This window comes from Moorena sp. SIO3B2, assembly GCF_010692525.1.
Taxonomy (GTDB): domain Bacteria; phylum Cyanobacteriota; class Cyanobacteriia; order Cyanobacteriales; family Coleofasciculaceae; genus Moorena; species Moorena producens.
This window is the reverse complement of record NZ_JAAHHE010000821.1, coordinates 1-1,630: the sequence shown is the minus strand read 5'-3', so window position 1 is coordinate 1,630 and position 1,630 is coordinate 1. Positions and strand designations below refer to the sequence as shown.

The 1,630-nt window shown below is 43.2% G+C and carries 2 protein-coding genes and 1 pseudogene; 2 read left to right on the top strand and 1 reads right to left on the bottom strand.

Going from position 1 to position 1,630, the window contains the following annotated elements; genetic code table 11:
• Together F6K38_RS41445 and F6K38_RS41440 are read left to right on the top strand one after the other, a co-directional pair.
• Nucleotides 1-134 (top strand): carbohydrate porin (locus tag F6K38_RS41445; protein ID WP_287356359.1); only part of this gene is annotated, 134 nt, incomplete at its 5' end.
• Between the two features lie 608 nt (nucleotides 135-742).
• Entirely contained in the window at nucleotides 743-1,132 is a 390-nt protein-coding gene (locus tag F6K38_RS41440; RefSeq protein WP_075873683.1) for a mannose-binding lectin, read from the top strand.
• A 250-nt stretch (nucleotides 1,133-1,382) separates the two neighbouring features.
• Here F6K38_RS41440 and F6K38_RS41435 read toward each other — a convergent pair.
• Nucleotides 1,383-1,630: pseudogene (locus tag F6K38_RS41435) on the bottom strand (photosystem II q(b) protein); the annotation flags it as partial.

Genomic DNA, 1,630 nt, shown 5'->3' with positions numbered 1-1,630 from the left:
CAGCGTTCTATAAGTACAAAGTCAACAACAACATCTCCGTCACCCCTGGTGTGATTTGGCTTCTCAATCCTAACCAAAGTTCTGACAACGATGATGTGGTCATTGGTACTCTCAGAACCACCTTCACCTTTTAATTTTTAGGCTTGACGTCCCGCGCTCTACCCATGGTTGGTGAGCGTCGGGATCAAAGCTGTTAGGGAAATTTGACTGGAAACTTTACGACCGAGCAAGCCCCCTCACCACTGTCATCCCTTTGCTTACAGGAAGCGGGACCCCGAAACCTCCATCGCCTCACTATCGGTAGCGATCCCTTGAAGGTGCTAGCTCTTCGGGCTAATGGCGAAGCGGGACCCCAAAGCGTCCATGCTATCGCCACTTACTAATACATTTTTTGATAAATTTGTCAATTTGTAAAATATAATACAAATTCGTACCTTTCGCCCCTTTGGGATTGCCTGTTGAACCCTAGGCTAGGCAAAGGGAGAGGCCAAAGCGTCAATGCGATCGCCACTGACCAATACATGTTTTGATTTGTTTGTCAATTAGTAAATTTTGATACAAATTTGCAGGATTATAAGCACTTTTCTCTCTCGGTAGAAAAGTGTTGACTAGCTAAAAATGTGTAGGTAGATTTAATTTGTAAGCCTAAATAAGGGTTACATTACACCCGATAGCAGTTTTTTTAACAGGCTGTTATGGGTTCCAGATGCTAGTTAGTTATCCATTTTTGGAGTTAATGATCATGAAAGGTCTCTTGAAAACAATTGCTTGTTTTCTGTTTACCGTGGCAATCTCTTTTGGTGTATTTGCAAATAATGCTTTTGCAGGTGACTTTAGCCAAAGTTGCTCTGTTCCCCATGTTAGTGCTTCTGAGTTATGCGCTCATTGTTACACGAGGGATCATCAGTTCAACTACACTTGTATTGACCTGAACTATTACATTGAAAATCTTGATGGTAATCTTGTCTGGCAGCCTGACAACTTCATTGAGACTTGCAAGGAGACTTACCTCTCCGGTGAAAGTATCATGAATGCTAAGTGCGAGAAAATTGATGGAAGCTTGAATCAGGCCGACATTGATCTAGATGAGCACATTGCCAACGATGATGGCAATCTCGTATACGAGCCATAGATAGAATTTATTGAATTCTGTCTGGTGAGCATCCCTACCAAATAGTGGCTAGCTGTGCTCAACCAAAACTCAAAAATGAATTGATTTAGTAGTGGGTGAGCCTAGCAATTTGGCTTGGGTTTACCCATTACTAATTAAGCTGATAGCTGATAGCTGATAGCTGATAGCTGAATGCTTACTATCAAACAAAAAAGCGCTCCCCATCTGGAGAGCGCTTTTTTTTAATCAAGTAGATTAAGCCAAGTTGAGATTAACCGTTGATGACTGGAGCAGTCAAAGCTACGGGAGTAGCTTCACCAGCAGCTAGGTCTAGAGGGAAGTTGTGAGCGTTACGCTCGTGCATTACTTCGAAACCTAGGTTGGCACGGTTGAGTACGTCAGCCCAGGTGTTGATCACGTGACCTTGTGAGTCAATGATGCTCTGGTTGAAGTTGAAACCGTTGAGGTTAAATGCCATGGTGCTGATGCCCAGTGCAGTAAACCAGATGCCGATTACAG